This window comes from uncultured Pseudoxanthomonas sp., assembly GCF_947498795.1.
Classification (GTDB): Bacteria; Pseudomonadota; Gammaproteobacteria; order Xanthomonadales; family Xanthomonadaceae; genus Pseudoxanthomonas_A.
This window is the reverse complement of sequence record NZ_CANMLQ010000006.1, coordinates 17,339-40,965: the sequence shown is the minus strand read 5'-3', so window position 1 is coordinate 40,965 and position 23,627 is coordinate 17,339. Positions and strand designations below refer to the sequence as shown.

Annotated in this window: 22 protein-coding genes, 1 pseudogene and 1 riboswitch; of the genes and pseudogenes, 14 read left to right on the top strand and 9 right to left on the bottom strand. The window is 69.6% G+C overall.

The window, feature by feature from the left end:
- Nucleotides 1-69 precede the first annotated feature (69 nt).
- The gene (gene pdxH, locus Q0907_RS14380; RefSeq protein WP_299346059.1) at nt 70-672 is read right to left on the bottom strand and encodes a pyridoxamine 5'-phosphate oxidase; all 603 of its coding nucleotides are present in this window, start codon (nt 670-672) and stop codon (nt 70-72) included.
- A gap of 33 nt (nt 673-705) precedes the next feature.
- Between pdxH and Q0907_RS14375 the strand changes: the two genes are divergently transcribed.
- A complete protein-coding gene (locus Q0907_RS14375; protein WP_299346056.1) occupies nt 706-1,560 on the top strand; it encodes a kinase in 855 nt (284 codons plus the stop codon).
- A 77-nt stretch (nt 1,561-1,637) separates the two neighbouring features.
- On the opposite strand, the gene Q0907_RS14370 is transcribed toward Q0907_RS14375, so the two are convergent.
- Nucleotides 1,638-1,841 (bottom strand): dodecin family protein, encoded by a 204-nt coding sequence (locus Q0907_RS14370; RefSeq protein ID WP_299346052.1) that lies wholly within the window; start codon nt 1,839-1,841, stop codon nt 1,638-1,640.
- A gap of 102 nt (nt 1,842-1,943) precedes the next feature.
- On the opposite strand from Q0907_RS14370, the gene Q0907_RS14365 reads away from it, so the two are divergent.
- From Q0907_RS14365 to Q0907_RS14340, 6 genes are read left to right on the top strand one after another with little or no spacing between them, the layout of a single operon-like run.
- Entirely contained in the window at nt 1,944-2,486 is a 543-nt protein-coding gene (locus tag Q0907_RS14365) for a shikimate kinase (RefSeq protein ID WP_299346049.1), read from the top strand.
- The gene (gene aroB, locus Q0907_RS14360) at nt 2,483-3,586 is read left to right on the top strand and encodes a 3-dehydroquinate synthase (RefSeq protein ID WP_299346046.1); all 1,104 of its coding nucleotides are present in this window, start codon (nt 2,483-2,485) and stop codon (nt 3,584-3,586) included. Before Q0907_RS14365 ends, aroB begins: the two co-directional genes overlap by 4 nt.
- 9 nt (nt 3,587-3,595) lie before the next feature.
- Nucleotides 3,596-3,850 (top strand): WGR domain-containing protein, encoded by a 255-nt coding sequence (locus tag Q0907_RS14355; protein WP_093300856.1) that lies wholly within the window; start codon nt 3,596-3,598, stop codon nt 3,848-3,850.
- A gap of 18 nt (nt 3,851-3,868) precedes the next feature.
- A complete protein-coding gene (hemE, locus tag Q0907_RS14350) occupies nt 3,869-4,939 on the top strand; it encodes a uroporphyrinogen decarboxylase (protein ID WP_299346043.1) in 1,071 nt (356 codons plus the stop codon).
- A gap of 31 nt (nt 4,940-4,970) precedes the next feature.
- Nucleotides 4,971-5,609, top strand: a complete 639-nt coding sequence (locus Q0907_RS14345) for a hypothetical protein (protein WP_299346040.1) — start codon at nt 4,971-4,973, stop codon at nt 5,607-5,609.
- Nucleotides 5,610-5,613: 4 nt separating this feature from the next.
- Nucleotides 5,614-6,096, top strand: coding sequence for a hypothetical protein (locus tag Q0907_RS14340; RefSeq protein WP_299346037.1), 483 nt, complete (start codon nt 5,614-5,616; stop codon nt 6,094-6,096).
- Between the two features lie 6 nt (nt 6,097-6,102).
- Here Q0907_RS14340 and Q0907_RS14335 read toward each other — a convergent pair whose 3' ends face one another.
- Both Q0907_RS14335 and Q0907_RS14330 read right to left on the bottom strand, forming a co-directional pair.
- Nucleotides 6,103-7,065, bottom strand: coding sequence for a hypothetical protein (locus Q0907_RS14335; protein WP_299346035.1), 963 nt, complete (start codon nt 7,063-7,065; stop codon nt 6,103-6,105).
- Entirely contained in the window at nt 7,062-10,637 is a 3,576-nt protein-coding gene (locus Q0907_RS14330) for a hybrid sensor histidine kinase/response regulator (RefSeq protein WP_299346034.1), read from the bottom strand. The genes Q0907_RS14335 and Q0907_RS14330 overlap by 4 nt, the downstream gene beginning before the upstream one ends.
- 114 nt (nt 10,638-10,751) lie before the next feature.
- On the opposite strand from Q0907_RS14330, the gene Q0907_RS14325 reads away from it, so the two are divergent.
- From Q0907_RS14325 to Q0907_RS14315, 3 genes and pseudogenes are all read left to right on the top strand, one after another.
- A complete protein-coding gene (locus Q0907_RS14325; protein ID WP_299346031.1) occupies nt 10,752-11,414 on the top strand; it encodes a YceI family protein in 663 nt (220 codons plus the stop codon).
- Nucleotides 11,411-11,977: pseudogene (locus Q0907_RS14320) on the top strand (cytochrome b); the annotation flags it as partial. The gene Q0907_RS14325 and the pseudogene Q0907_RS14320, both read left to right, overlap by 4 nt.
- Nucleotides 11,978-12,023: 46 nt before the next feature.
- Complete coding sequence (locus Q0907_RS14315) at nt 12,024-12,584, top strand: YceI family protein (protein ID WP_299346029.1); 561 nt, start codon at nt 12,024-12,026, stop codon at nt 12,582-12,584.
- On the opposite strand, the gene Q0907_RS14310 is transcribed toward Q0907_RS14315, so the two are convergent.
- Together Q0907_RS14310 and Q0907_RS14305 are read right to left on the bottom strand one after the other, a co-directional pair.
- Complete coding sequence (locus tag Q0907_RS14310) at nt 12,553-13,176, bottom strand: hypothetical protein (RefSeq protein ID WP_299346026.1); 624 nt, start codon at nt 13,174-13,176, stop codon at nt 12,553-12,555. The two genes, Q0907_RS14315 and Q0907_RS14310, sit on opposite strands and share 32 nt — an antisense overlap.
- Nucleotides 13,177-13,268: 92 nt before the next feature.
- Nucleotides 13,269-13,496 (bottom strand): glutaredoxin family protein, encoded by a 228-nt coding sequence (locus tag Q0907_RS14305; protein ID WP_299346024.1) that lies wholly within the window; start codon nt 13,494-13,496, stop codon nt 13,269-13,271.
- A gap of 71 nt (nt 13,497-13,567) precedes the next feature.
- Between Q0907_RS14305 and Q0907_RS14300 the strand changes: the two genes are divergently transcribed.
- The 4 genes from Q0907_RS14300 to Q0907_RS14285 all read left to right on the top strand — a co-directional run bounded on the left by Q0907_RS14300 (nt 13,568) and on the right by Q0907_RS14285 (nt 19,953).
- Complete coding sequence (locus Q0907_RS14300; RefSeq protein WP_299346023.1) at nt 13,568-14,950, top strand: L-serine ammonia-lyase; 1,383 nt, start codon at nt 13,568-13,570, stop codon at nt 14,948-14,950.
- A 5-nt stretch (nt 14,951-14,955) separates the two neighbouring features.
- A complete protein-coding gene (locus tag Q0907_RS14295; protein ID WP_299346020.1) occupies nt 14,956-15,363 on the top strand; it encodes a DUF4279 domain-containing protein in 408 nt (135 codons plus the stop codon).
- A gap of 503 nt (nt 15,364-15,866) precedes the next feature.
- Nucleotides 15,867-18,899 carry a ligand-binding sensor domain-containing diguanylate cyclase gene (locus Q0907_RS14290; protein WP_299346017.1) on the top strand — a complete coding sequence of 1,011 codons (3,033 nt, stop codon included), beginning with the start codon at nt 15,867-15,869 and terminating at the stop codon, nt 18,897-18,899.
- A gap of 55 nt (nt 18,900-18,954) precedes the next feature.
- Complete coding sequence (locus Q0907_RS14285; protein WP_299346014.1) at nt 18,955-19,953, top strand: alpha/beta hydrolase; 999 nt, start codon at nt 18,955-18,957, stop codon at nt 19,951-19,953.
- 110 nt (nt 19,954-20,063) lie between these two features.
- Here the strand turns inward: Q0907_RS14285 and Q0907_RS14280 are convergent, their stop codons facing one another.
- Genes Q0907_RS14280 through Q0907_RS14270 form a run of 3 tightly spaced genes read right to left on the bottom strand, consistent with a single transcriptional unit; the run spans nt 20,064 to nt 23,355 of the window.
- Nucleotides 20,064-21,140, bottom strand: a complete 1,077-nt coding sequence (locus Q0907_RS14280; protein ID WP_299346011.1) for a homoserine dehydrogenase — start codon at nt 21,138-21,140, stop codon at nt 20,064-20,066.
- Nucleotides 21,137-22,360, bottom strand: a complete 1,224-nt coding sequence (locus Q0907_RS14275; RefSeq protein WP_299346009.1) for an O-succinylhomoserine (thiol)-lyase — start codon at nt 22,358-22,360, stop codon at nt 21,137-21,139. Before Q0907_RS14275 ends, Q0907_RS14280 begins: the two co-directional genes overlap by 4 nt.
- Nucleotides 22,357-23,355, bottom strand: coding sequence for a homoserine O-succinyltransferase (locus Q0907_RS14270; protein ID WP_299346350.1), 999 nt, complete (start codon nt 23,353-23,355; stop codon nt 22,357-22,359). The genes Q0907_RS14275 and Q0907_RS14270 overlap by 4 nt, the downstream gene beginning before the upstream one ends.
- Before the next feature lie 135 nt (nt 23,356-23,490).
- Nucleotides 23,491-23,607, bottom strand: a riboswitch (SAM riboswitch).
- Nucleotides 23,608-23,627 lie beyond the last annotated feature (20 nt).

The window sequence follows — 23,627 nt, the reverse complement described above, 5'->3', positions numbered from 1 at the left end:
TCGCGAGCTGCTGGCATGCCGGGACAAGCTCGCGACTCACGTCGCTCCCACAACGACGCTCAATAGCCATCACGGAAACAGCATCCGCTTGCTCCACGCACCCGCGACATCGCATTCGTAGCGCCAGCGCTCGTGCAGCCGGAACTGCGCGCCGTACCAGAACTCGATGGCGTCGGGCGCCACGCGATAGCCGCTCCAGCCTTCGGGACGCGGCACGTCGCTGCCGGCGAAGCGCGCTTCGACGTCGGCCATGCGGCTGTCGAAGGCCTCGCGCGAGTCCAGCGTCTCGGACTGGATCGATGCCCAGGCACCGAGCTGGCTCTGGCGTGGACGCGAGGCGAAGTATGCGTCGGCCTCTGCGTCGTCGACCGGCGTCACCCCGCCCTCCACGCGCACCTGGATGCCGGCCTCACGCAGGCTGCGCCACAGGAACAACAGCGCGGCGCGCGGATTGTCGTGCAGTTCGCGGCCCTTCTGGCTGTGCGTGTGTGTGTAGAAGACGAAGCCGCGTTCGTCGAACGCCTTCAGCAACACCGTGCGCGCGGACGGGCGGCCGTCCGGCGTGGCGGTGGCCACCGTCATCGCATTGGGCTCGACTTCAGTGCCTGCGGTTTTCGCTTCGCCGAACAGCGTAGTGAACGTGGACAGGGCCTCGGCGTACAGATCGGTCATGGCATCGCAACAGGCAGCGCCCGCATCCCGGGCATGCGCTATTGTCGCGCGATGACGACACCCGTGCATCCCGAGGGTTTCCCAGCGCTGCTCGTCGACGACGCACTGCGGACGGCATGCGCATCGCGGGCGAGCCCGCCGGTGTTCGCCATCACCGGTCTGCAGGGCAGCGGCAAGTCGACGCTGGCGGAGCAGGTCGCGGCCCGGGCGCGCGGCGAAGGCCTGCGCGTGGCGGTGCTGTCGCTGGACGACCTGTACCTGACCCGCGCGCAGCGACAGCGGCTCGCCGCCGAGGGGCATCCCCTGCTCGCCACGCGTGGCCCGCCCGGCACCCACGATGTGGCGCTGGGGTGTCGCGTGCTGGATGCGTTGCGCCATGGCGAAGGGGTGATGCTGCCGCGTTTCGACAAGCTGGCCGACGACCGCGCGCCCGACGACGCCTGGACACGGATCGACGGCCGCGTCGACCTGGTGCTGTTCGAAGGCTGGTGCCTCAAGGCGATGCCCGAGGACGACGCGGCGCTGGCCACGCCGATCAATGCGCTGGAGCGCGACGAGGACGCGGACGGCCGCTGGCGCCGCCATTGCAACGACGCCTTGCGCAACGATTACCCGGCGCTGTGGTCACGCATCGATGCGCTGTGGTTCCTGCAGCCCCCCGGCTTCAAGATCGTGCGCACCTGGCGCTGGGAACAGGAGCAGGCCCTCGTTGCGCGCGACCCGCAGCGGACCGGCATGGACCGCGCGCAACTGGACCGCTTCATCCAGCACTACGAACGCACCAGCCGGCACCTGCTGGCGACGCTGCCGGCGATCGCCGAACGCACGATCGCGCTGGACGAAAGCCGCCACCCGATTCCCGTGCAGGGCCCTGTGGGAGCGACGTAAGTCGCGATGGGGGCACCACGATGCGTCATCGCGACTTACGTCGCTCCCACGGCAATGCTTTTTTCCAGCCGACCCCGTCACTGCACCACGAAGCTGATCCGCAGGTTCACGCGCCACTCGGTGACGTTGCCGCCGTCGTCGGTGACGACCTTGATCTCGTTCACCCAGGCGCCCTTGATGTTCTTCACGGTCTCGGAGGTCTTCTTCAGCCCTACCTTGACCGCGTCTTCCATGCTGGTCTTCGATGATGCGTTGACTTCGATGATCTTGGCGACGGACATGGCTTGCTCCTCGATGGCCGGCACGGTGCCGGAGGGCCACCCTAGTCCCGGCCGTGTTAAGTCCACGCCACGTGTGCGGGCGGTGCTAGCATCTGGGGCATCATGAATCCGGCCCCCAACCTGATCCTGGTCGGCCCCACGGGGGCCGGCAAGACGTCCATCGGCAAGCGCGTCGCCGAGCGCTTCGGGCTGGTGTTCGTGGATGCCGACCAGGCCATCGTCGAACGCACCGGCGCCAGCATCGCGACGCTGTTCGAGCATGTCGGTGAGGTCGGCTTCCGCGAGCGCGAGAAAGCCACGTTGCATGAACTGCTGGCGGGCCACGGCCAGCTGATCTCCACCGGCGGCGGTGCCGTGCTTGACGCCGACAACCGGGCGCTGATGAAACAGCGCGGCTATGTGGTCTACCTGCAGGTCAGCGTGGACGCCCAGCTGAAGCGCCTCGGCCGCTGCGCGAACCGTCCGCTGCTGCAGCGCCCGGACCGCGAGCGGGTGCTGCAGGAGATGGCCACCCTGCGCGAACCGCTGTACCGCGAGATCGCCGACCTGGCCCTGGACACCGACGGGCTGACCCCGCCGGACGCCACCGCCCGCCTGACCCAGCTGCTGGCGCACCGCTGGCAGCCCATCGAAGAGAACGCATGAACCACGCACGCACCGTCGATGTCGGCGGCGAGATTCCCTACACCATCACCATCGGGCCGGGCCTGCTGGGCGACGGCGCCGCGCTCGCGCGCCATGTGCGCGGCCGGCACGTGCTGCTGGTCAGCGATTCGGTGGTGGCGCCGCTGTACGCGGGCGCCGTGCGCGAGGCGCTGCATGCCGCGCGTCCGGACCTGGCCATCGGCACCTTCATCCTGCCGGCGGGCGAAGAGTCGAAGACGCTGGCCCACTTCGGCCATGCCATCGAGGCGCTGGCGACGCTGGGCGCGACGCGCGACGCGTGTGTGGTGGCGCTGGGCGGCGGCGTGGTCGGCGATCTGGCCGGGTTCGCGGCGGCGTGCTGGATGCGCGGCGTGGATTGCGTGCAGGTGCCCACGACGCTGCTGTCGATGGTGGATTCGTCGGTGGGCGGCAAGACCGCGGTCGACATCCCGCAGGGCAAGAACCTGGTGGGCGCGTTCCACCCGCCGCGCGCGGTGTTCGCCGATACCGCGGCGCTGGCCACCCTGCCCCCGCGCGAACTGCGCGCAGGGCTGGCCGAAGTGATCAAGTACGGCGCGATCCGCGACGCACGCTTTTTCCAGTGGCTGGAACAGGAACGCGCCGCGCTGCTGGCGATGGACGGCGACGCGCTCGCCCTGGCCATCGCCGCCAGCTGCGAACACAAGGCGGAGATCGTGGCGCGTGACCCGCTGGAGAAGGGCGAACGCGCCCTGCTGAATTTCGGCCACACCTTCGGCCATGCCATCGAGACCGAACAGGGCTACGGCGGCCTGGGCAACGACAACCTCAACCATGGCGAGGCGGTGGCGGTGGGCATGGTGCTTGCGGCGCGGCTGTCCGCGGAGCTGGGCCTGGCGCCGGCTGCGGACACGGACCGCCTGGAAAGCGTGTTGGCGGCCTACGGCTTGCCGGTCCGCATGCCCGCCGGCCTGACGCCCGGGGCCCTGTTGGCCCGCATGCGCCTGGACAAGAAGAACCTCGCCGGCCGCCTGCGGCTGGTGCTGTGGCGCGGGCTCGGCCAGGCCGAGGTGGTGCCGGACGTGGACGAAAGCCGCGTGCTGGCCGTGCTGTACGGCTAAAATGCCGCCATGCGCGTCTTCCTCCAGCAACGCCCCGACGCGGGCGAAGCGCCCCGCTACGTCCAGCTGACCCTCCAGCCCGATTTGTTCGGGGGATGGGAGCTGTTGCGCGAAACGGGGCAGATCGGCGGTCGCGCCACGCTCAAGCGCGAGCAGTACCTGCTGCAGGACGAGGCGAATGCGGCCTTCGAGAAGGCGCGCGACAGCCACCTCAAGCGCGGCTTCCAGCTGATGTTCGCCCGCGGCGCCGACGCGCCCAAGTAACCTTTTCCCGGAACCACGATGACCGCTCTGAAGAACGATCGCTTCCTGCGCGCGCTGCGCCGCGAACCCGTGGATTGCACGCCCGTCTGGCTGATGCGCCAGGCCGGCCGCTACCTGCCGGAGTACCGCGCCACGCGCAAGGACGCCGGCAGCTTCCTGGCGATGGCGAAGAACCCGGAGATCGCCTGCGAGGTGACGCTGCAGCCGCTGCGCCGCTACGACCTGGATGCGGCGATCCTGTTCTCGGACATCCTGACCGTGCCGGACGCGATGGGCCTGGGCCTGTACTTCGTCGAGGGCGAGGGCCCGAAGTTCGAACGCACCGTGCGCAGTGCCGCCGACGCCGCCAAGCTCGGCGTGCCGGACATGGAAACCGAACTGCGCTACGTGATGGATGCCGTGCGCGTCATCCGCCGCGAGCTGGACGGCAAGGTGCCGCTGATCGGCTTCTCCGGCAGTCCGTGGACGCTGGCCTGCTACATGGTGGAAGGCGGCGGCAGCAAGGACTTCGCCCGCATCAAGGCGATGGCGCTGAACGAACCGGCCGCGCTGCACCGCCTGCTGTCGGTCAACACCGATGCCGTGATCGCGTACCTGGCCGCGCAACGCGCTGCCGGCGCGCAGGCGCTGCAGGTGTTCGACACCTGGGGCGGCGTGCTGAGCCCGGCGATGTACCGCGAGTTCTCCCTGCCCTACCTTCAGCGCATCGCGCATGAACTCGACCGTGGCGAAGGCGCGGAGCGCACCCCGCTGATCCTGTTCGGCAAGGGCACCGCGGCCTACCTGGAAGACCTGGCCGCCACCGGCGCCGAAGGCGTGGGCGTGGACTGGCTGGTCGAACTCGGCGATGCCGCTCGCCGCACCGGCGGTAAGGTCGCGCTGCAGGGCAACCTGGACCCGGCCACGCTGTATGGCTCGCCCGAGGCGATCCGCCACGAGGTCCGCCGCGCGCTGGACAGCTACCGCGACGGCAACGGCGGTTCGCGCGACGGTCACGTCTTCAACCTCGGTCACGGCATGTCGCCGGGCATGAACCCCGACCACGTCGCTGTGCTGGTGGACGAAGTCCACGCCTACAGCGCTCGCTGACGCCGTCCTGCCCCACCCGCGGAGTGACGCAATGGAGTGCCGCCCCCTGCTCGCCCTCACCACCAGCCTGTTGCTGGCGGCCAGCGCGCACGCCCATACGGACGAAAGCGGCGCGGCGCGCGTCCTGCACGTCGCCGGTGGCGACTTCCCTGCCCTGGTGATGGTGGTGCCGCCGGACCAGCACGCCGCGCGCAGCGTGGCGGACGCCATGCCCGGCTGCGACCGCATCCGCGCCCGCCGCCTCGACGAACTTGCGCCGGGATGGCGGCAGCGGGTGGCACGGATCGACCTGGACTGCGAAGACACGCTGGCCGACGACGCGCAGGACGTGCTGACCGCCGTGGCCGCGCGCGCGCTGCTGCATCCCGGACGCGTGCAACTCGCCGGCCAGCCGGTGGTGGAGGTCCGGCTGATGGATTCGCAGCGTTGGGGCGACCACCAGTATGTGGTCGCGTCGACCTACACCGAGGCCGCCCCGGTGCTGAAGGCCTTCGTGGAGGACGCCTGTCGTGCGCGTGTGCTCGCGGAGGAAGTGGCTCCGGCCACCTGCACCATGCTGCAGGCCGACGACGGGTACTTCCTGCCTGCCGGCGATGCCGGCGGCATCTGGATCCATGCCGACAGCGACGACGCCACGCGCACGCTGTACGTCGAAGCCTGGGCGGACTGATCCGGTGCGCCGCCTCTTGCTGCTGGCGCTGTCGGCGTGCCCCGCCATCGTGATCGCGGGGGATGCGGATCGCTTTGCCGGTGACTACGGTCATGACGCCACCGCCACGGCGGATGAGGTCGTGTGGACGGTGGTCGCGGTCGGCGACCAGTGGCGGATCGTGCGCACGGCCGATGGCGAGGCACAGGCGGCGCACCGCCTGCAGGCGCGTGGGCGCGCGACGTTCTGGGACCGCATGGGGTGGCCCGCGGACACGGCCACCGACGCGGACTGCCTGAGCTGGGGGGAGAAGCCGGCTTCGCTGGCCGACCTGCTGGCCGAACCGCCGACCTCGGCGACGGCACCCGGCGACGAGGCCGGACTCGGCGTGCTCTGCCACGTGCCGCCCGCCAGCCGGGCGCGCATCGACTGGCTGGCGAGCCATGCGGGCGAGTGGTTCTATTACGACCCTGTCGCGGGCGTCATGGACGTTCGCCGCCTGCGCTGAACGCCCTCACCCCAGACCCGACCGCGGACTCCGCAGGCGCGGCGTGGTGCCGTCGGTACGATCGGCCGGCAGGCGGTATTCGAAGCGGATCTCGCGCATGCCATCGGGCACGGTGATCTCCATCGCGTCGGGCGCCACGCAGCGGCCGCGCAACAGGTCGCGGACCGCTTGTGCTTCCTGCCGCAGCGTCTCCGCCTGGTCCTTCCGCGCGATGACGGCCGGACGCAGGTAGACCGCATCGTCGGCGATCCACATCTCGTCCTCGCGCCCCTCATGGGTGCTGGCCAGGACGGTATCGGGCCGGGCGTCGCCACTCGGCATGCCGCGTACCTGCAGCACCTGTCGGCAGCGCCCCGTATTGAGCACGCGGACGTCCGCCGCGAAGCCGGCGAGGAACGCCTCGGCCTGGCGCTGGACCTCGTCGTCCGACGTACTGTCGGCTTCGACGCTGTAGCGCACCTTGATGAAGTAGAGGTCGCGGACGGTCATCGCGAGCGCCGAGCGATAGCGCTTCTCGCGCATCGGGACTTCCATCGCGAACGAGCGCGCTTTCACCGCCATGGCGCCGAGCATGTCCTGTCCCCCCACCGGCGCGGTTTCGAAGGTACGGCTTTCGCCGAGCCGCACCTCGCCCGCGTTGCGACCCCGCGCGATCTGCACGATCTCGTCGACCCCCTGCTGGAACGCACGCTCGAAAACCGGATCGAACACGACGCCGGCGGGATACAGGTACAGATCCATCCAGCGGTCCGGCTGGCGCGAGTCCTGGTAGCGCACCGACACGCCCAGTTCCTGCTGCTCGTAACGCTTCTCGCCGATCGCCTCCCAGCCCTGCACGCGCAGCGGATACAACGCGCGGGTCGCGGTGATGTAGTCGCCCAGCAATGGCGGTTCGGGCGTTTCCGCACGCGCCGTCGCGGCCAGCAAGCCGAACGCGAGCACACCCAGGCAGCGGCTGAACGCCCTCACGGCATGTCCTCCTGTACTCCGGATGCCGCGCGCGCGACCTGCGCCGCGATCACGGCAGCCAGCATGTCGCCGGTGACGGGCTTGCGCACGAAGTCGTCGAACCCGGCCTGTCGCGCCAGCGGCTCGGCTTCCGCATCGGTGCGTGCGGTCAGGGCGATCAAGGGCGTGGTCATGCCGTGCAGCCGCAACTGGCGGGCCAGCGCCATGCCGTCCAGGCCCGGCAGGTCCAGATCGAGGAAGGCCACGTCGAATACCGTGGTCACCACCTCCGTCAGCGCGGCCAATCCATGCGGCGCATGCGTCACGCGGTGGCCGCGCGCGCGCAGCAGCCCCGCCACCACCTCGGACACGGTCACATCGTCTTCGACCAGCAGGATGTCCAGCGTGCCGACATCGACTGGGGCCGATACCGCTTCGGCCGGCGTCGCGTCCCCGGCCGGGTCGGTCGCGAGCGGCTGCAGCGCGGGCAGGTCGACCGAGAAGCGCGTGCCCTTGCCCGGAGCGCTGTCCACGTCGATGCGCCCCCCCATGGCGACCGCCAGTTCCTGGCAGATCGCCAGGCCCAGCCCGCTGCCGCCGTAACGCGCCGTGGTCTGCGCGCCTTCCGCCTGTTCGAACCGACGGAACAGCCGCGCCTGCTGTTCGGCGTTGATGCCGGGGCCGGTATCGCCCACCGTCAGCCGCACCCCGTGCGGCGACAGCGGCACCGCGTGCAGGGACACATGGCCGGCCTCGGTGAACTTGATCGCATTGCCCAGCAGGTTGAGCAGGATCTGCCGCAGCCGCAGCGGATCGCCACGCACCAGCCTCGGCACGCCCGCGGCGACGCCGTCATGGAACGCGAGCCCGCGCTTGCCCGCCACCGGCCCCATCAGCGCGACCACGTCGGCGAGGAGCGCATGCAGGTCGAACTCCACCTGCTGCAGCTCCAGCTTGCCCGCTTCGATCTTCGCCAGGTCCAGCGCATCGTTGACCAGCCGCAGCAGGTGCGTGCCCGCCCGCTGGATTGCATCGGCATAGCCGCGCTGGCGTTCGTCCAGCGGCGTGGCCTGCAGCAGCTCGGTCATGCCCAGCACGCCCGTCATCGGCGTGCGGATCTCGTGGCCCAGCGTGGCGAGGAAGCGGGTCTTTGCCAGCGAGGCCTGTTCGGCCAGTTCACGCTTGTGTTCGGCCAGTTGCCACGCGCTGCGGCGACGCACCCGCCGGCGATACGCCGCCGCGGCGAAAAGCAGCAGCAGCACGCCGACCACGGCAAACAGCGCCATGCCCCACGCACTGCGCCACCACGGCGGCAGTACGTGCAGGGACAGCACCAGTTCGCGCGACGCATTGCCGGCGGCGTCGTAGGCCTGGACGCGCAGCCGGTAGCGGCCGGGCGTCAGCGCGGAGAACACGCGCTCGCCGCTGGCGCCCTGGTCCATCCAGCCGCTGTCGAAGCCCTCCAGCAGCGAACGGTAGCGGTTGCCCAGCGGATTCTCGTAGCTCAGCAGTCTCGTGCCGACGAGCAGTTCGTGGTCTTCGGGCTGCAGTTCCAGTGGCTGGTCTATCCGCAGGTGGACCACGTCGTCGCCGCGGCTCACCTGCAGGCTGTCCAGCACCAGGTTGGGAGTCACCGGTTTCGGATCCGGCAGCTGCGTGTCCAGCAACGCGACCGAACCGTCTGCTGCGGTGGTGGCCAACAGGCCGTCGGCGGTCATCAGCAGGCCGCGGTCGTTGAGCTCCTGGCTCAGCAGCCCTTCGCGCACGCCGAAGTTGCGCAGCAGCGCGCGCGATCCCTGCAGGTTGGGATCGATGCGGAACAGGCCACGCCGGGTGCCCAGCCAGACCCGTCGCTGCGGATCCACGGCCAGTCCCGTCGACTCGACCGCCGGCAATCCCTGTTCGGCCCCGATCAGCCGTTCGCGTACCCAGCGGCCGCCCTCGCGGCGCCACGCCTCCACGCCCGAGAGGCGATGCAGCCACAGCCGGTCGGCATGCTCGAACGCGAACGCGTACACCCGCTCGCGACCCATCGCGCCCTGCGCGACGAACCGGCCTGCCGCCGCATCCCAGACCATCATGCCGGCAGCGCCGCCGAGCCAGACGTGGCCGTCGGGCGCCACAGCAATGCCTTCGATGTCCGGCAATCCGCCGCCGTCCTCCTGCTTGGCGACCGTGCGAAGCACGCGACCGCTGGCGATGTCGCGCTGCTGCACGCTGCCCATCTGCGAGACCAGCCACAGCGTGTCGTCCGGTGCCTCGACCAGCCAGTCGATCGAGGTATTGTCGGGAACGGCGTCCTCGCCCTCCTGCCCCCACTGCCGCGAGGCGCCGGTGCGGGGATCGATCCGGATCAGGCCGCTGCGATGGCCGATCCACAGCTGCCCCCGGCGATCCTGCCGCAACGAGGTGAGCCGCAGTTCCCCCAGCGCCGCGGCATGGTGCGGCAACGGCACGACATGGCCGCTGCGCGTGTCCAGGCGTTCGACCTTGCCCGTGCTGCTGGCGATCCAGAGGCCGTCGGCGCCCGCCTGCGACAGGCCGCGGTAGAGTCCGCCGCCCAGTCCCTGCGCCGACGAGAAGGCCGCGATACGTCGCCAGTCCGAACGCAGGTAAGCCAGCCCGCGCGTGGGTACCGGCACCCACAGTCCACCGTCCGGCAGCGCCAGCACGGTCTGCAGCACGCGGCCGATGCCCACGTTCTGCGCGTCGTAGTTCACCGGCGCCGGCGCACGATCACCTTCCGTGCGCCACAGGCCGCCCTGGCTGGCCAGCCAGTACTCGCCCTGGCCGTCGCTGGTCATCGCGATCAGTGCATTGGGGCGCGCGAACATGGGCGACCACGGCGGCGACACCCAGCGCCCGTCCGGCGTCCAGCGATGCACGCCGTCGGCCGCGCCGACCCACATCGCCCCGCCGTCGGCGGTCACCGAGTAGATGATCAGGCCCTCGCCGCCCGGCAGCGCCAACCGGCGCAGCCGGCCATCTTCAAGACGCGCCAGGCCGCCCATGGTGCCGACCCACAGCGTGCCCCGCGCGTCGAAGGCCAGCGACAGCACGTTGTCGGACGGCAGGCCATCGCTTCCCTCGGCCGCCGCCGCGAAGCGGGTGATGCGACCGTCGGCGGCGAGCCGGTGCAGGCCGCCGCCGAACGTGCCGAACCAGAGTTCGGCGCCGCGGCTGGTGATGGCGAACACGTCATCGCTGCCCATCTGCGGGTACTGCGCCTGGCGGTAATGGCGGAACCCGCGACGGTCGACATCCATCATGCTGAGTCCGCCGTTCTCGGTCGCCACCCAGATGCGGTCCGCGGCGTCGATGTGCAGCGCCTGCACCACGTTGCCGGGCAGCGATGCCGGATCGGCGGGATCATGCCGCCAGACCTTGAAGCTGACGCCGTCGTAGCGCGCCAGGCCATCCCACGTGGCGACCCACAGGTGGCCCGCGCGATCGCGGGCGAGCGCCGGAATGGTGGTGGACGGCAGGCCATCGCCCGCACCCAGCAGGCGGAAGCGGGGAATCTCGGGTACCGCAGCCGGCGCGAGCACGGGCGCGCACAACAGGCAGAACAGCAGCCACCAGCACGCACGCATCGCCATTCCTGCCCGCCCCTCGTTCCCTGGTCACCCCTGCCGGGCATCGTCGCAACGGACCGTTGCAGGCGCAAGCGGGGTATCTTCATGGGCCGGCCCCTAGAATCCGTCCCCATGCCCGGATCGACCCCCCGCCGCCTGCTGGCGCGCAGCCTCTGCCTGCTGGCGCTGCTGCCCGCACTGGCCTCCGCGCGCGACGCGCGCGCGGAATACCGGCTGGACCCGGTGCACACACGAGTGATGTTCGCGATTTCGCATGCCGGCTTCTCCCATGCGCTCGGCACCGTGTCGGGGAGCACCGGCACGGTGGTGTTCGACCCCGATGACTGGACGCACGCGCGTGTCGATGTGCGCGTGCCGATCGCGCGCATCGACCTGGGCGATGCCGACTGGAACAAGGCGACGCTGGCGAAGTCGTTACTGGACGCGGAAGCGCACCCAGACGCGCGCTTCGTCTCCACGCGCATCGAACCCGTCGATGCGACGCATGCGAAGGTGCATGGCGACCTCAGCCTGCGCGGCGTGACGCGCGAGATCGTCCTCGACGTCACCCTCAACGCCGCCAAGCGCCATCCGATGCCGCCGTTCCGCCGCACGGTCGGCTTCTCCGCCACCACCACGCTCAGCCGCGCCGATTTCGGCATCACCGCGTGGAAGTCGGTGATCGGCGACGAAGTGACGCTGCGCATCGAAGCGGAAGCGACCTACGATGGCAAGGCCGACGACGCCGATGCCGCGCCGCCCCCTTCCCCCTCGCCACCGGAGCCGACGCCATGACCCTCAAGAACACCGACGAGCGCTGGGGCGCCGTCAGCCAACTGTTCCATTGGGTGATCGTGGTGCTGATCCTGGTGATGGCCTACTTGGGCCTGACCATGGGCGACCTGCCCAACGGGCCGCGCAAGATCGACATCTATGCGCTGCACAAGTCGATCGGCCTGACCATCCTGGCGCTGGTCGTGCTGCGCGTGCTGTGGCGCATGTATGCCGGCACGCCCTCCCCGGTCGCCGGCACGCCGACGTGGCAGCAGCGCGTGGCATCGGTGACACACTTCCTGTTGTACGCGCTGCTGTTCGCCATCCCGCTGTCGGGCTGGGTGCTGAACTCGTCCGCGGGCTATCCGCTGCAGTGGTTCAAGCTCTTCAACCTGCCGGCGATCACGGGCCGCAACGACGGCGTGCACGAAGCGGCCGAAGGCGCGCACGAGCTGCTGTTCTGGGTGCTCGTGGCGCTGGTGCTGGCGCACGCCGGCGCCGCGCTGTACCACCACCTGTTCCAGGGCGATGCCACGCTCACCCGCATGCTGCCGGGGCGCCGCAGGGCCCTTGCGCCGGCACCGGCGGCAGTGCCTTCTCCCTCTTCCCCCACTCCGCAGGATTCTCCCGATGAAAACCCCTGATCGCGCACGCCTCGCGCTCGTCTCCCTGTTGCTCGCCACCGCAGGACACGCGGCAGCGGCCGACTACGTACAGGCCCCCGGCTCGACGCTGGTGTTCGCCAGCAACTACCAGGGCGAAACCTTCACCGGCAAGTTCGGCAGCTTCGCCACCACGATGAGCTTCGACCCCAAGCAGCTGGCCACCAGCAAGCTGGACGTCGCCATCCAGCTGGCCGGCACGCAGACCGGAAACAAGGACCGCGACGACACGCTGGTGTCGAGCGATTTCTTCAACGTGGGCAAGTTCGCGCAGGCGCGCTACACGGCGACCAAGTTCCGCGCGCTGGGCGGCAACCAGTACGCGGCCGACGGCACCCTCACGCTGCGCGGCGCCAGCAAGCCGGTGACGCTGACGTTCACCTGGACCCCCGGTGCGCAGCCGGTGCTGACCGGAAAGGCGACGGTGAAGCGGCTCGACTTCGGCGTCGGCGGCGGCGACTGGGCGGACACCTCGACCATCCCGAACGACGTCGCGATCAGTACGAAGGTCGTGCTGAAGCCGCGTTGATCCCTTGGGGCCGGCAGTCGCGCCGGTCCGTCGCATCCGGCGCCAAGGTGATGCAGCCCAGCCCGTAACTGAGGGCGCCCAATACATCGCCCTCGCGGTGATTGCGATGGCACGCCAGGCAATCCGGGCGGGCGCGGATGGGTCCCATCGCGCGCTCGCCGCCTGGCCCTGCCTGCACCACGATATCGGTGCCACCGATCAACCGGGCCAGGGCCTCGCGTTCCCATGCCTGCAGCGTACGGGTCGATGTGGGTAATGCGGGCATGGCGGCATCGTCGTCGCGATGCTGGAAGCCCATGAATCCCGCGCGATGGACGACGGGGGGATCGTGCCGGGCGACGCCCACCAGTTCGACGTCGAACACGCAGCGCCCTTTCTCGCCTACGCCTTCGAACTGGTAGTGGCGCATGCGCGCCATCATCGGCGTGACCCGCCGCTTGCCGAATCCCTGGCTGTCGATGAAGGCCTCGACGAAGGCGTCGTGCATGCGGCGCAAGGCCGCGTCGTCTTCGCCCGGGGTTTGGCCGCGGGCATTCTGCGCGCCGATCGCGACTACGGCCAGCGCCAGCAACGCCCATCGCATCCGACCCATCGGTAAACCCCCGTGCACAGACGACGCCAGCCTAGCCCGTCACGCTCACGCCGCGATGTCGCGTGCAGCGACCGTTTCGCGGACGGACAGCTTCAGCGCTGCACAAATGCCACCACGGCCTCGATGCCGAAAGGCCAGTCCAACTCCGCACCCGTGTCGCTGCGATGCAGCACGGGCACGCGGATGCCGTAGCGCACTTCGAGCGCGTCGTCACCGTCGATGAAAACGCTTTCGAACTCGGGAATGCGTGCATGGGCGAGCGTATCGAGTGCAAGGTCGCACAGGTGGCAATCGTCGCGCTGGTAGAGGATCAGGGACATCGTGGCCGGGAATGACGGGCGGCGCGCGTCTACCCGCTTAGAATAGCGGCCTTTCCGAAGCGGCCCGCAACATGGCAGTCAGCACGTTCGACCTGTTCAAGATCGGCATTGGTCCGAGTTCCTCGCATACGGTCGGGCCGATGCGCGCCGCGGCGCGCTTCGTCGCGCGCTGGCTGGTCGACGCCGGGCGCCTGCAGGACGTGGCGCGGATCCGTGCCGAAGTGTTCGGTTCGCTCGCCCTGACCGGGCGTGGGCACGGCACCGACAAGGCGGTGCTGATGGGCCTGGAAGGCCACTATCCCAACGAGATCGATCCGGACATCATCCCGCCGGCGCTGGAGCGCATCCGCACCGGCAAGCGCATCCTGCTGGGCGGTACGCACGAGGTCGCCTTCGACGAGAAGCGCGATCTGCTGATGAACAAGCGGCAGAAGCTGCCGTACCACACCAACGGCATGCGTTTCACCGCCTTCGATGTGAACGACGAAGTGATCGCCACGCGCGACTACTACTCGGTCGGAGGCGGTTTCGTCGTCAATCAGGACGACGCGGCGGTGGACCGCATCGTCGCTGACGAGACGCCATTGCCGTACCCGTTCAAGAGTGGCGACGAGTTGCTGGCGCAGTGCCAGCGCAGCGGTCTGAGCATCGCGGCGTTGATGTTCGAGAACGAGAAGGCCTGGCGCAGCGAGGACGAGATCCGCGACGGCCTGCGCGCGATCTGGAACGCGATGCAGTCGTGCATGGCGCGTGGTATCCGAGAGGAAGGCACGCTGCCCGGCGGCCTGCACGTGTCACGCCGTGCACCGACGCTGCATCGCGAGTTGTCCAGCAAGCCGGAAGCCGCGATGCGCGATCCGCTGACCGTGCTGGACTGGGTGAACCTGTATGCGCTGGCGGTGAACGAAGAGAATGCCGCCGGCGGCCGCGTGGTCACCGCGCCCACCAACGGTGCGGCCGGCATCATTCCGGCGGTGCTGCACTACTACGATCGTTTCTGCCCCGGCAACAGCGAGCAGCGCGTGTTCGACTTCCTGCTCACCGCGGCGGCCATCGGCATCCTCTACAAGGAGAACGCCAGCATCAGCGGCGCCGAAGTCGGCTGCCAGGGCGAGGTGGGCGTGGCCTGTTCGATGGCGGCCGGCGGATTGGTCGCCGCACTGGGAGGCAGCCCGAGCCAGGTCGAGAACGCGGCGGAAATCGGCATGGAACACAACCTGGGCCTGACCTGCGACCCGATCGGCGGCCTGGTGCAGATCCCGTGCATCGAGCGCAACGCGATGGGCGCGGTGAAGGCGATCAACGCCAGCCGCATGGCGATGCGTGGCGACGGCAAGCACAAGGTCTCGCTCGACAAGGTGATCAAGACCATGCGCGACACCGGGCGCGACATGCAGGACAAGTACAAGGAAACCAGCCGCGGCGGGCTGGCGGTGAACGTCATCGAGTGCTAGATCCGATGGGCACGCTCCACCACTCGGAGGCGACGCTTCGATTCTTCGGGGAAGATCTCGTACCCGAGGAAATCACCGCACTGCTGGGCGTCGCCCCGACCGAGTCCTGCCGCAAGGGCGATGACATCAGTCGCAGAGCCGGTGTCGTGCGCCTGGCCAAGCGAGGAAGCTGGAGACTCCACGCCGAGCGTCGCGAACCCGAGAATCTCGAGGCGCAGATCGTCGAACTCTTGGAGCAGCTCCCCTCGGATTCGCGCATTTGGGCGTCTTTGTCCCGCTACAAGCCAGACGTGTTCTGCGGCATCTTCATGGAGAGTTTCAATGATGGCTTGCCGCTTTCGGCGAAAGTGCTCCTCGCCCTGGGAGAGAGGGGTATTTCATTGGATTTCGACATCTACAACCCGAATGGATGAGAGGTTGGCCGGCACGCAGGCGATCCATTCGCGCTGACGCCAGCGTAGTCCGAGCAAGCGGTGCGCATCCGGGGTCCGATAGACCCGCGAACGTCCGCGGCATGGCCTTCCGAATTGCGGTTCACGTGGCTCACCGGGTGGGGCCTTCGGCCTTGCCCGTGCTACGACGTCTCTGCCAACTCCGCACAAAGTGGATGGTTCGACAGGCTCACCACGAACGGATCCGGCGCCCACGCAGTCCGGTAGGACACAGCGCGACCGGGGTACTGGATCTCGGCCAGGCTGGCCACGCAGCGGCACCCACCGCATTTTCACGACCACGAGGCGACCCTGGGTGGGCGGGGATTCCCGGCCCTTTAGCGCGGCCGACCCGCGCCGATACCGTTCTTGGTAAACCTACTTACCGGAGACGCGTCCTGTCCGACCCCGTCGACAAGACCCGCCGCGGCACGCCCTCGTGGCGGCGCCGGCTGGCGGCCTGGCTCCTGCCCCTGCTGGGCGGGATGGCCGCGCTTTGTCCGACGGCGCACGCGCTGGACCCGTCCAAGTCGTTTCATCACTACGTCCGCAACCACTGGAGCCTGGAACAGGGCCTGCCCCAGCTCAGCGTGCTGGCCATCGCCCAGGACAAGCCCGGCTACCTCTGGTTCGGCACGCAGGCGGGCCTGAGCCGTTTCGATGGCGTGCGCTTCACCAATTTCGACCTGGACAACACGCCCGAACTGCCCAGCACCTGGATCCAGGCGCTGCAGACCGACCGCGAGGGCCGGCTGTGGATCGGCACGCCGCAGGGTCTGGCGGTGCGCGAAGGCAACCGCATCCGCACGATCGCGCTGGCTCCCGGCGGGGCGCCGGGCGTGGTCGACGTACGCGCACTGGCGCGCGATGGCCGCGGCCGCCTGATCGTCGCCACGAACCGCGGCGTCATGACGGTGGCGGCCGATCGGCTGCGGATGCTCCATCCGCTCGATGATGGCGGCGCGTTGGCCGTGCACGTGGATGACGACGACGCGCTCTGGGTCGGCGGCCGCGGCCGCGTGCACGTATTCGACGGCGCGGGCGAGCGGATCCTCGCCTTGCCTGCGCGTGCGGCGCTGGCCACCGTCACGTCGCTGGCGCGCCACGATGGCCGACTGTGGGCCGGCTGCGATGCCGGCTTGTTCGCGCTCGTGGGCCAGCACTGGCAGCCTCAGCGCGACGTGGCACCGGCCAGCGGAGGCGTACAGGCGCTCTACGGGGACCGCGACGGCATCCTGTGGGCGAGCACTCGTGACACGCTCTACCGCCTGCAGGCGGGACGGCTGCTGGAACGTATCGCGGCCGACGGTCCGTTGGCGGAAATCCGGGCGTTCTACGAGGACCGCGAGTCCAACCTGTGGCTCGGCAGCAACAACGAAGGTGCCAGCCGCGCGTGGAATGGCTGGACGCGCAGATACAGCCGCGCCGAGGGCCTGCACCAGCCGTTGCTGTGGTCGGCTGCGCAGGCCCCCGATGGCCGCGTGTGGGTCGGTAGCGACGACGGCGTGAGCGTGCTGGACGCCGGGCGCTTCCGCACGGTGGTACCCGGCCGGGCGCTTCCGCATCCCGCCGCTTACAGCCTGTTGCCCGAGAACGGGCAGACGTGGATCGGTACCCGCGACGGCGCGGCGCTGTATCGCGATGGCCGCGTGCAACAGCCGGCAATGCTGGCCGCCATGGATGCCGCCCAGGTCAACGGCATCGTGCGCGACCGCCGCGGTCGCCTGTGGTTCGCCACCAGCAAGGGCCTGTACCGCGAACAGGATGGACGCCTGAAGCACTACGGCGAATCCGCGGGCCTGCGCGACGTGCGCGTGCGCGTGCTGATGGAGACGCGCGACGAACGCCTGCTGGTCGGCACGCAGAGCGGCCTTTACGAATTCGTTGACGAGCGCCTGATCGCCGTGCCGTTCACCGGCACCGGCCTGGACGCGCCGCACGTCGTTTCGCTGCACGAACTCGCCGGCGGCCAGTGGCTGGTGGGGGCGCTGTCGGAAGAACTGCTGCTGCTGTTCGACGGCCAGCGCTGGACGCGCCTGGACAAGAAGCGCGGCATCCCGGCGAACGCGCCGTTCTTCTTCGCCGAAGACGCCCGCGGATTCCTCTGGGCGGCGGGCCTGCGCGGCATCTACCGCGTGCCGGTGGCGGACCTGCTGACCGCCGCCGACGACCCGGCCTTCCGCGTGACGGCGCGGACATTGCTCAACGAGCGCGGCGATCGCCATGGTGGACAGAAGGGCGACTGCTGCAACGGCGCCGGCAACAGCCGCGGTTTCATGGTCGACAACGCACTGTGGCTGCCGACGCGCGACGGCGTGGTGGTGATGGCGACCGACCAGTCGCTCGCGAACGACTACGTACCCGAATCGGTGATCGAGCGCGTACAGGTCCAGGGCGAGTGGCGGCCGGCGGAACGCGCCACCGAATGGTCGTTGCCGAGCGGCGCGCGCGACCTGCGCTTCGAGTTCACCACCCTCAGTTTCCAGGCCTCGGACCATATCGACATCCGATACCGCCTGAAGGGCTACGATGACGCGTGGAAGCTGCTCGACGATCCGCACCAGCGCAGCGCCACCTACACCAACCTGCCGGCGGGGCGCTACGTCTTCGAAGTGCTCGGCACCAACAACAGTGGCGTGTCGGGGCGAGCCGCCGCCACCCAGGCGTTCTCCATCGCCCCGTACTTCTACGAAAGCCCGTGGTTCTACCTGCTGCTCGCGCTCGCACTCGCGATCCTCGTGCTGCTGTCCAACCGCTGGTTGCTGCGGCGCCACCACAACCGGCGTGTCGCGCTGGAACGCCTCGTGCAGCAGCGCACGCGCGACCTGCAGCAGGCGAACCGCCAGCTGGAAGCGATCAGCCTGACCGATCCGCTGACCGGCCTGCACAACCGTCGCTACCTGACCCGCCAGTTGCCGGCCGACATCGCCTATTACCAGCGCATGCCCGGCTTCGCGGCGGGCGTGGACGTGCTGGCGTTCGCGCTGCTCGACATCGACCATTTCAAGTCGATCAACGATGGCCACGGCCACCAGGCGGGCGACCACGTACTGCAGACCGTCGCGCACCGGCTGCGCACGCTGTCGCGCGATGGCGACTACGTCATCCGCTGGGGCGGCGAGGAATTCCTCATGGTCTTCCGCCCCATGCCGCGCCACGAACTGCATGCGCTGGGGCGCCGCATCTGCCTGGCGATCGCCGCAGAGCCCGTCGACGTGGCGGGCGCGCGCCTCCAGGTGACGGCATCGCTCGGCGTGATCGGTTACCCGCCGTTCGCCAGCGCGCCGGACCTGCTGGGGTGGGAGCAACTCGTCTCGCTGGCGGACCGTGCGCTGTACGAGGTGAAGGCGCACGGGCGCAACGGCTGGGCACTGTACGAAGCCACGCCATTGGCGCTGCCCGCGCTCGATGCCGACCAGGTCCGGCGCGATCCCGCCGAACTCGTTCGCCGCGGCCACCTCGTCTTGCGCGGACCGCATCACCCGGACAGGCTGCCGCCGCACACGCGGCAGCCTTGACGTCTCCCCACGCCGTGCGCGCTACGCTGGCCCGCCATGTCGCGGAAGATCCAGCATGAAGACCCTCCACGCCCTGCTCGCCACGGTCGCGATGTCGCTCGCCACCGTCGCCCATGCCGAGCCCCTGCCCCGCCATGGCGCGCGCCTGGAGGGCTTCGCCTATCCGCATCCCGTCAGGATCTTCGCCTTTACCTCGCAGGCGCAACCGCTGGAGATGGCCTACCTCGACATCGCGCCGGCCACGCCGAACGGCCGTGCCGTCGTGCTGTTGCACGGAAAGAATTTCTGCGCGGCCACCTGGGAATCGGCGATCGACGCCCTGACCGGCGCCGGATATCGCGTCGTCGTGCCGGACCAGGTCGGCTTCTGCAAATCCAGCAAGCCGCCGCACTACCACTACTCGTTCGGCCAGCTGGCGGCCAACACGCATGCATTGCTGGCGGCTCTGGGTATCGAACGTGCGTCGGTGGTCGGACATTCCATGGGCGGGATGCTCGCGGCGCGCTATGCGCTGCAGTATCCCCAGGACACGGAGCGCCTGCTGCTGGTGAACCCGATCGGCCTTGAGGACTGGAAGGCCGAAGGCGTGCCGTGGCGCAGCATCGATAGCTGGTATGCGCGGGAGTCTAAAACGACTTTCGACAGCATCCGCGACTACCAGCGCACCGTGTATTACTCGGGCCAATGGAGGCCGGATTACGAACGCTGGGTGCGCATGCTGGGCGGCATGTATGCCGGCGACGGGCGCGAGGCCGTGGCTTGGAGCCAGGCACTGACTTCGGACATGGTCTTCAACCAACCGGTGGTCTACGAGTTCCCGAAGATCGCGGTGCCAACCGCGCTCTTCATCGGCCAGAAGGATCGCACCGCCATCGGCAAGGATCTTGCCCCGCCGGACGTCGCGAAGCGGCTCGGCGACTATCCGGTGCTTGGCAGGCGCGCAGCGGCGGCGATCCCTGGCGCGACGCTCGTGGAGTTCGCCGAGCTTGGCCACTCGCCGCAGGTGGAGGATCCGGCGCGTTTCAACGCCGCCCTGCTTGACGCCTTGAGGTGAGCCGGCGCATCGCCTCGAAGCAGCAGTGAGCGGAGTGGAGTGCGCGAAGGCGCTTGCTCATGATTTCCCGCCCTGCCGGCTTTGCCGCGCACTCCTCACTCCCCACCTCTCTAGACTGACGCGCTGATCGCCAGCACGTCGTCCAGCAAGGCCGCCGCGGTGACATCGGCACCGGCCCCCGGTCCCTGGATGACGAGCGGCTGTTCGGGATAGCGATCACTGTAGATCGCGACGCGGTTGTCGGTGCCGCCGCCGCCACACAGCGGATGATCCAGCGGCAGCGCTTGCAGACCCACGCTGGCGCGCGCATGGTCGAAACGGCCGAGGAAGCGCAGCCGCGCGCCATGGCGGTAGGCCTCCTTGAAGCGCGCGGCCAGCGGCGCATCCAGCTGGCTGAGCGCGGCATCGAGCGCGGGCAGCGGCAGGGCGGCGAGTTCCGTGGGTACCAGCGAATCCACGCGGACGTCGCCGGACTGCAGCGGAAGTCCTGCCGCCCGCGCGAGGATCAGCAGCTTGCGGCGGACGTCTTCGCCGGACAGGTCGAGTCGCGGATCGGGTTCGGTGTAGCCGGCCTGGCGCGCCTGGCGCACGAAACCGGAAAAGGGGCGCATGCCGTCGTACTGGTTGAACAGCCATGCCAGCGAGCCCGACAGCACGCCTTCGACGCGATGGATGCGGTCGCCTCCGTCCACCAGCGCGCGCAGGCTGCGCAGCAGTGGCAACCCCGCACCGACCGTGGCGGCGTCGCCGTACCGCGCACCGGAACCCGCGCGTGCGCGAGCGATCGCGTCGGCGCGCAACCATGCGCCCCCGAGGCCGAGCTTGTTGGCGGTCACCACGTGCACGCCGCGCGACAGCCATTCGGCGTGCCAGTCGGCCACCGAATCGCTGGCCGTCGCATCGACCACGATGTCGCCTGGTCGCAGTGCTTCGCCCTCGGCCCATGGCGGAATGGCATCCTCGCGGGATGCCGCTTGGTTCGCCTCCTGCAGGGCGCGCTGTGCCGACGTCCCACACGCATGCAGGGCGCGGGAATTGGCCAGCCAGGCCAAGGCCGGCACCGGCAGTGCGCGCTCCTGCAGGCGCTGGTAACGCGCGACGAAGGCGCTGCCGACGACGCCGGTGCCGAGCAGCGCCAGCTTCGGCGCGGTACGCGGTGCCGTCGCAAGCCGGACGACCGTGCTCATGCGTCGGCGAGCTTGCGCTTGGATTCGGCGGCGACGGCTTCGGCGCGCGCGAGTGCGGCAGTGATGTCCGCCAGCAGGTCGTCGGTCGCTTCGATGCCTACCGACAGGCGCAGCAGGCCGTCGGAGATGCCGGCCTTGGCGCGAGCTTCCGGCGTCATCGCGGCGTGCGTCATGGTGGCCGGATGCGCCACCAGGCTTTCCACGCCGCCCAGTGATTCGGCCAGGGTGAAGTAGCGCAGGCCCTCGACGAAGGCGCGCACGGCTTCTTCGCCACCTTCGAGCTCCAGGCTCAGCATCGCGCCGAAGCCCTTCTGCTGACGCGCCGCTACCGCATGTCCGGGATGCGTGGCCAGGCCCGGGAAGTAGACCTTCGACACCGCAGGGTGCGTCTCCAGCAACGCGGCGATGGCGTCGGCGTTCTCCTGGTGCGCGCGCAGGCGGGCGTCCAGCGTGCGCAAGCCGCGCAGCGTCAGGAAGCTATCGAACGGCGAGCCGGTCAGGCCCAGCGCATTCGCCCACCACACCAACTGCTGATGGGTCTCCGCATCGCGCGCGATCACCGCGCCACCGACCACGTCGCTGTGGCCGTTGATGTACTTGGTGGTGGAGTGCAGCACGAGGTCGGCACCGAACGCGATCGGCGTCTGCAATGCGGGCGACAGGAAGGTGTTGTCAACCACCGTGCGCGCTCCCGCCTTGTGTGCGGCCTCGATGACGAAGCGCAGGTCGGTGATCCGCAGCAGCGGGTTGGACGGGGTTTCGATCAGCACCAGCTTCGGCGACTGCGCCAGCGCATCGGCCAGCGAACGCGGATCGGTCAGGTCGGCGGTGATGAGTTCGAAATGCCCCTTCTTCGCCAGCGCGTTGAACAGGCGCCAGCTGCCGCCGTACGCGTCGTGCGGCACGACCAGGCGGTCGCCCGGTTCCAGCAGCGCATTCAACACCAGCGTGATGGCGCCCATGCCGGTCGCGGTGACGACGGCGCCGACGCCGCCTTCCAGGTCGGCCAGCGCTTCGGCCAGCAGGTCGCGCGTGGGATTGCCGCTGCGGGTGTAGTCGTATTCGCGCTTCTGCGCGAAGCCGGCGAAGCTGAAGTTGGACGACAACACGATCGGCGGCGTCACCGCGCCATAGGCGGTGTCGCGGTCGATGCCGGCGCGCACGGCGGCGGTGGCGGGACGACAGGGCGCGTCGCCATCGGTGGGGACATAGCTGCTCATGCGGAATCTCCGGCGGCGCGCAGGGCCGAGGTCAGGATGGAATCGATGCGGTTGGTTTCTTTCAGGAAGGCGTCGTGGCCGTAGGGCGAGCGCAGCACGCGCAACTGGCCCAGCGTGCCGAGGCCTTCGACCAGCGAGACGGAGTCGGACAGCGGCACCAGGCGGTCGCCTTCCACCGCGACCACCAGGGTGGCCACGCGCACATCGGCGGGGTCGACGCGGTGCAGGTCGATGGATTCGGACAGGCGCACGTAGGCGGTCACCGGCGTGCGCGCCACATACTGGGCACCGGCGGCATCCAGGTAGTCCTCGGCAGCCACGCGCACGCGGCCATTGACGATCTCGGGCGCCGCGTCGAAACGCTCGCCGAATTCCTCCGGTGTGCGGTAGCTCAGCATCGCGAACTGGCGTGCCAGCGACAGGCCCTGCGCATCGGCGCACTGCAGCTGGCCCAGCGTCACCGCGCGACGCTGCAGCGCGCGCCAGGCAGCGGCATAGGGATGGGCGCGGTGCGCGCCGCTGACGGCGATGAGCTTCTCCAGCCGTTCCGGATGGCGCACGGCGAACTGCAGGCCCACCAGCGCACCGTAGGAATAGCCGACGAAGGCCTGCAGGCGCGCGATGCCCAGCGCCGACAGCAGCTTGGCGATGGCATCGGCCTGGTCGGCGGTATCGATGGGCGCGTCGAGGCGCCCGTCGGCGCCGACGAAGTCGAACGCGAGCAGCTGGCGTTGCGAAGGATCCAGCGCGCGGTCGGCGCCGACCAGTTCGTTCAACCACCCGCTTTCGGCGAACACGTCGCTGGCGGCGAGGTGGCGATGCGCGGAGATGCCGCCGGCGACGAACACGACCGGGGCGCCCGTCGCGCCCTGGAGTTCGTAGCGCAAGGTCACCGCCCGCGTGCCGGCATGGCGCATGGCCAGCTCGACCACCACTTCACCCCGCAGCGCGCGCGGACCTGCGTCCTGCGGGGAAGACAGCGGAAACGCCTCGATCGGCGAGGGTTCGGGCAAGCGGTTCAGCGCGGGACTGGCGTAACTCATGGCGGCTTCCGGTGGGCATCCCTCGCGGGACGGGACTGCACCACCGAGCTTCGCGGAGCTCGCGTTCGCCGTGCGAGGGCACGGTACGAACCATCTTCCGGCAGACGCTGAGGTCCCCGCAGGATTTGGCACCACCACGGCGCTTGCGCGTCGCTGGCTGCCCCGGCTTCTTCGGGCCTGTCCCTCTGCCGGTCTCGATGGTGGGGCTACTTTGCCCCCGGCTC